Genomic DNA, 4,452 nt, shown 5'->3' with positions numbered 1-4,452 from the left:
ATTAACTCATGCGTGTAAACCCAAGCCAAAACATGACAGCCATTAACATGCCCCCATTTATCGCTTCTTCTGTAATAACATGAGTTTCGAGTGCTAGTTATAATTTTCCCGTCCTGCGAAAATGACCTAGTAATTACAACGCAATCAGTAAGGTTTTCAGGCAACTCATCATTAGCTCTATTCATACACGCCTCGCTTGTAATTAACTATTACATTGCCACACTTGAACGGCACAATTAGAACTAAACACGTTTCAAAATTACAGCTACTCGCTGATTTTTCGCCGTTCGGCAATAGATATTGATAACGCCCATCGGGTACGTAGATAATACAGTTTTGTCCGTGTACATTGTCGTGCCATGTTTTTGTTGCAGGCGTGTACGGCAAGACCATTAAAACTTGCTTGCTAAATTTATTCACTTGTTCGATCGCCTTTTGAAAAAATTCCCACTTTTTAGAGAACGGCGGATTACAAAATGAGGTGTTATCCTGCTCGTACAGCGAAAACCATGAATTACATTTCAGTGCGTCGTGTTGCTCGGTTATACAAAAATTAGCTTTTTCAATTTTCACATCTTCGCTTGAGCAACATACATCAACGCCAAACATTTCAATATTAAGCAGTTTTAACGCATCATTGATCAATAATTCTGATGTTCGCCAGTAATCTTTATTCTGCTTCTCTGTTTGTGATTTGTTTAGAATAGCCATTTTAAAACTCTCTGATGTAGTGATTTTGGTAGGTGCCACTCTGTCGCCAACGGCGTGGCTACCGTTCATCAAACACATGGCTTGTATATTTCAAACTAGTGCGCTATCCGAAAGGATGACGGGTCTCTGCTAACACTAATTATCGGCGCATATACCAGACGCTATTAATAAATCGTCGCTGTGTGAGCAATTTTGCTCATACCGTTCTAAATTGCTGTAGTGATTATGAGGCTTCTATTTGTTTGATTCGCTCATCAAGTTCTTGCAAAAATTTGATAACTTCAGCTTCAATTTCTTGTGCCAATTTTTCATCGTAATAAATTCGAACACATCTAAAACTCAAATTATCGGGCAATCTGTTGTCGTAACTGACAAAATCACACCATTTACGACCCGTGCACATCATTTGCCATTGCATTTGCAATACGTACTCACGCTTGGGCTTTTTTGTCTGCATGAATTCAAGGTGTGTCCATGTGTTAGGGCATTTGATTTCAATTAAACCATCATCGTTTACCAAACCATCAGGGCTAGCTCCAGCGTTTGCAATTGTAGGATGGGGAATAAAGCCGACCTCAATCACTTTACAAAGATTTTCAAGCTCGTAGCACTGTCTAGCCACAGGTTCTAACTCGGTGCCTCGTTGCATTGCCGCGTTAGAATATGATTCGGTCGGTTTTTCTGTTAGTCGCTCGCAAATTAGCTGAGCCATGTAATTTTGACGGCTAGCTGCATAGCCGTTTTTTGTTTTTGTCATCACATCGCTAATTTTGCTTGCTGTTACTTTACCAAGCCTAGCCTGAAACCACTCATCAGTTCGTTGCTCCATGTTCTTTTGCCTTGTTTACAAATTCATTCATTTTATCTGTTCCTATTATTTCGCGTTGTTTTTTTGTTAGAGATTTCCAAAAATCACGGAATAAATCAATGCCATTAACAACGTGCTGTTCACATAATGATAAAAGTAGATTTAGATATTCAGGATCGACTTTATTGCTATTTATTCGTCCATCCATGTCCTCGTCTGCTGTTGTGATTCCGAGTGCGCCAATTAATGTGTATCTCTGTAAATAAGTGACAGTTGAACCGATCGCTTGAACATCATTTTTATTGCCCGATTTATCCGGAGATGCGCTCATCGTAGTGGATTCACTGTGTCCGTCTAAATGACTAACGATGCAAGAAACGGTTATCCCATTACTATGATCTTGCTCAAATCTAATACTTAATCCGTTGTCAAATAGAACATCTTTAATTTGAGCGATAATGTCGCCTAAAGGAGCGTACTTACAGTTGTGGGCAGCTTTGTTTTTTGTTAGAGTCGGACATTCTTGCTGAAATTTGGCTAGTGCACGATTAAACTCTTTTTGCGCTTGTGATTTTTCCCAGCGTTCTTGCAGATCCATTAATTTTTCAAGACTTGCTATGTCCGTGCCTTTTGTTATTGCCTTGTCAATTAAATTTATCGGCAAAAAATCAGTGTTTGTTTGAATAATTTCTGTTGTCATTTTATTTCTCTCTAATCAGTTGCAATCTGTAACATCCAACGAAATAGCATAAATAATCCGCCGAACGATAAAATCAGGGCACAAAAAAAGGCGTATATTTGCTCGCTTTTGTTTAGTTTGTAATCTTTGTTGAACTTATCGGTTTGTTTTGAATTTACAAAATCTTTATTTGTCATAATCAGCTCCCTAAAAGCCCTCAAAAAAGGCAAACGGCTGTAGAATGTGCTGTTTTTCCTGCTGTCAGAATGTTTGGCTATACTCAAGTGTGGCTTGTGAGTAGCAAATATCGGTTATAAATTGGTTGTAAAGGTCTGCGTCAATGCTTTTACTTTCTAGTTTTATTTTTAGTAATTCTATAATTTGCCAATCATTATCATTGTCAAAATTCTTGATTAATTCTTCAGCTCTGGTTTCAATCCATTCATCTTTAGCGTCTTGCATTTCGATATTGTTCATCATGTTGCAATAAGCATTTTCGTAACCGTTCTCTACAGCTCTATGTAATTGCATGACTTACCTCAATTTACAGTGTTGATAATGGTCGAAATAAGGCTTTTTGACGTCTAAGCCACTCTTTGTGAGTTTCATTTCTAGCGGCTTCATATCGAACCACATGATCTATGTCTTCTGAAAGTATTAATATAGTTTCACGCGATACGTTTTTGTTGCACGCAACAGCTGCTCTGATGCTCGAATTCCCAATTCTAACTAGCTCAGCAAGTGTTTTTGCGTCAGTGTTTGGATTGTGAGCTAGTCGTCGTAATTCTGCATTTATTTTCCATGGTTCGGTAATGCTGTTATCTATTAGATCCATATGTTAACCTCTACAGTTATTATTAATCTCAAACTCAAGCGCACTTGTTTAAATGCGCTTTGATTTGAATACTGGTACATACCCCAGCAGGTGTTGCGCTCCCTTACTCTGCGTTATTCGTTCATCAGCTTAGAGGGAGCTAGGCATTTCGTTCTAAGATGAGCTTCGCTTTCACACTGTCTACTTGAATAACACTTTATAAGTTGTTCCGACTTTCCGAATTTTTAAAGAGCTTCAACTTTTTGGTTAAGTTGATTTGTTTTGATGAAATGATGATACAGTTAAAACTGTTATAAGTAAACAGATAAAACTGTATTTTTAACTGTAATTAATTTGTTTGATTATTTTTTAATCAGAAAGGTGTTCTAAAGTTGTGGTGGGGAATTTCAGGCGTGAAAAAACCCGCATGAAGCGGGTGGGTGAAAATTAAACTATTTCAATCAATTCATAATTAGTTTTCCTAAAAGATAAATCCTTATTTATTATGTCTGTTGCTTTTACTTTTACTGATATCGGCTTCCCAATAACACACTTGGATTGAATTTCATTAAACATAGATTCAGGATAAATTATTTTCACTCTATTACCATTAACATCAATTTCAATTTTTTCATGAACAGACAAAATGTCAATAATTCCATTTATGGTTTCGCATCTTGATTCTGAAATAGTAGTGTTTGATAAATGAGAATGTAGTTTTTTTATTTTTTCTGGTGAAACGTTGGTTTGTTTAACTCCATCGCTAAATTGCCCAGTCCATTTAAAATCAAATGAAAGATTGTTCTTTTCACAAATGTCTATAATTTCTTTTATGCTTTTTGTTGAGTTAAAACCAATTTCACTCATAAAAATAAATAATTGCTCATCATTATCAGCATTGAAAACATCAAATACATTATGAATGGCTTTGCTTGGAACGGTTTCAAATAATTCAGACTGACCAGTTGATAATGTTATAGTTAGTCTTGTTGACCCGTGAGATAATCCAGCTAGTCTCATATCTAAATTCTTTTTTACATCATTTGGTATTTTTGAAGAATCTTTTCCTAAAAGCAATTTTCCTGTGGCTTTTTGAATTGCTCCAGAAATACCTTGAGCAAAACTTGAGAGTAAATCAAGTGGAATACTACCAGTATCAACTAAAAAACCTTTTATGCGAAAATCTATTATATCAAGTATAGGGCTACATAAATCTTGTTTTGACTTGATTGCCATGAGCTCACTGAAATGAGATTCTAATGATTCTAAATATATTTCATCTGAAAAGGTTTTGTTTGGTAGTTTATTTATGTTAGCTATCTTTTCAGCAATAAAGGATATTCTATCTGCTACGGGTATATTTTCTTTAATGATCATAATAAAATCCTCACTATACCTTTTGCATTTTCATTTCTATCAAACCCAAACCAACCTCTCCAG

8 protein-coding genes are annotated in these 4,452 nt (G+C 36.0%); all 8 read right to left on the bottom strand.

What is annotated here, in order from left to right:
• On the bottom strand, positions 1 to 185 hold a 185-nt coding region (locus tag A9G30_RS13245), incomplete at its 3' end, for a hypothetical protein (protein WP_218057832.1).
• Positions 178 to 711, bottom strand: a complete 534-nt coding sequence (locus tag A9G30_RS09715; protein ID WP_176700892.1) for a DNA N-6-adenine-methyltransferase — start codon at positions 709 to 711, stop codon at positions 178 to 180. The genes A9G30_RS09715 and A9G30_RS13245, both read right to left, overlap by 8 nt.
• A gap of 223 nt (positions 712 to 934) precedes the next feature.
• On the bottom strand, positions 935 to 1,540 hold the full coding sequence (locus tag A9G30_RS09710; RefSeq protein WP_065588821.1) for a lambda exonuclease family protein: 606 nt from the start codon (positions 1,538 to 1,540) through the stop codon (positions 935 to 937).
• Positions 1,524 to 2,219 carry an ERF family protein gene (locus A9G30_RS09705; protein ID WP_065588820.1) on the bottom strand — a complete coding sequence of 232 codons (696 nt, stop codon included), beginning with the start codon at positions 2,217 to 2,219 and terminating at the stop codon, positions 1,524 to 1,526. The genes A9G30_RS09710 and A9G30_RS09705 overlap by 17 nt, the downstream gene beginning before the upstream one ends.
• An 11-nt stretch (positions 2,220 to 2,230) precedes the next feature.
• Positions 2,231 to 2,395 (bottom strand): hypothetical protein, encoded by a 165-nt coding sequence (locus A9G30_RS13025; RefSeq protein WP_176700891.1) that lies wholly within the window; start codon positions 2,393 to 2,395, stop codon positions 2,231 to 2,233.
• Between the two features lie 64 nt (positions 2,396 to 2,459).
• On the bottom strand, positions 2,460 to 2,729 hold the full coding sequence (locus tag A9G30_RS09700) for a hypothetical protein (protein WP_065588819.1): 270 nt from the start codon (positions 2,727 to 2,729) through the stop codon (positions 2,460 to 2,462).
• Positions 2,730 to 2,742: 13 nt separating this feature from the next.
• Positions 2,743 to 3,033 carry a hypothetical protein gene (locus A9G30_RS09695; RefSeq protein WP_065588818.1) on the bottom strand — a complete coding sequence of 97 codons (291 nt, stop codon included), beginning with the start codon at positions 3,031 to 3,033 and terminating at the stop codon, positions 2,743 to 2,745.
• Between the two features lie 426 nt (positions 3,034 to 3,459).
• Complete coding sequence (locus A9G30_RS09690; RefSeq protein WP_065588817.1) at positions 3,460 to 4,389, bottom strand: hypothetical protein; 930 nt, start codon at positions 4,387 to 4,389, stop codon at positions 3,460 to 3,462.
• Positions 4,390 to 4,452: the final 63 nt, after the last annotated feature.

The organism is Gilliamella sp. Fer4-1 (assembly GCF_001690515.1).
Classification (GTDB): Bacteria; Pseudomonadota; Gammaproteobacteria; order Enterobacterales; family Orbaceae; genus Gilliamella; species Gilliamella apicola_C.
The sequence above is the reverse complement of the archived record's forward strand: the minus strand, read 5'-3'. Positions and strand labels throughout refer to the sequence as shown.

What these genes read in the sequence shown, in the direction of transcription:
- A9G30_RS09715 (WP_176700892.1), bottom strand. Translation starts at nt 711, where the DNA reads ATGGCTATTCTAAACAAATCACAAACAGAGAAGCAGAATAAAGATTAC.
- A9G30_RS09710 (WP_065588821.1), bottom strand. Translation starts at nt 1,540, where the DNA reads ATGGAGCAACGAACTGATGAGTGGTTTCAGGCTAGGCTTGGTAAAGTA.
- A9G30_RS09705 (WP_065588820.1), bottom strand. Translation starts at nt 2,219, where the DNA reads ATGACAACAGAAATTATTCAAACAAACACTGATTTTTTGCCGATAAAT.
- A9G30_RS13025 (WP_176700891.1), bottom strand. Translation starts at nt 2,395, where the DNA reads ATGACAAATAAAGATTTTGTAAATTCAAAACAAACCGATAAGTTCAAC.
- A9G30_RS09700 (WP_065588819.1), bottom strand. Translation starts at nt 2,729, where the DNA reads ATGCAATTACATAGAGCTGTAGAGAACGGTTACGAAAATGCTTATTGC.
- A9G30_RS09695 (WP_065588818.1), bottom strand. Translation starts at nt 3,033, where the DNA reads ATGGATCTAATAGATAACAGCATTACCGAACCATGGAAAATAAATGCA.
- A9G30_RS09690 (WP_065588817.1), bottom strand. Translation starts at nt 4,389, where the DNA reads ATGATCATTAAAGAAAATATACCCGTAGCAGATAGAATATCCTTTATT.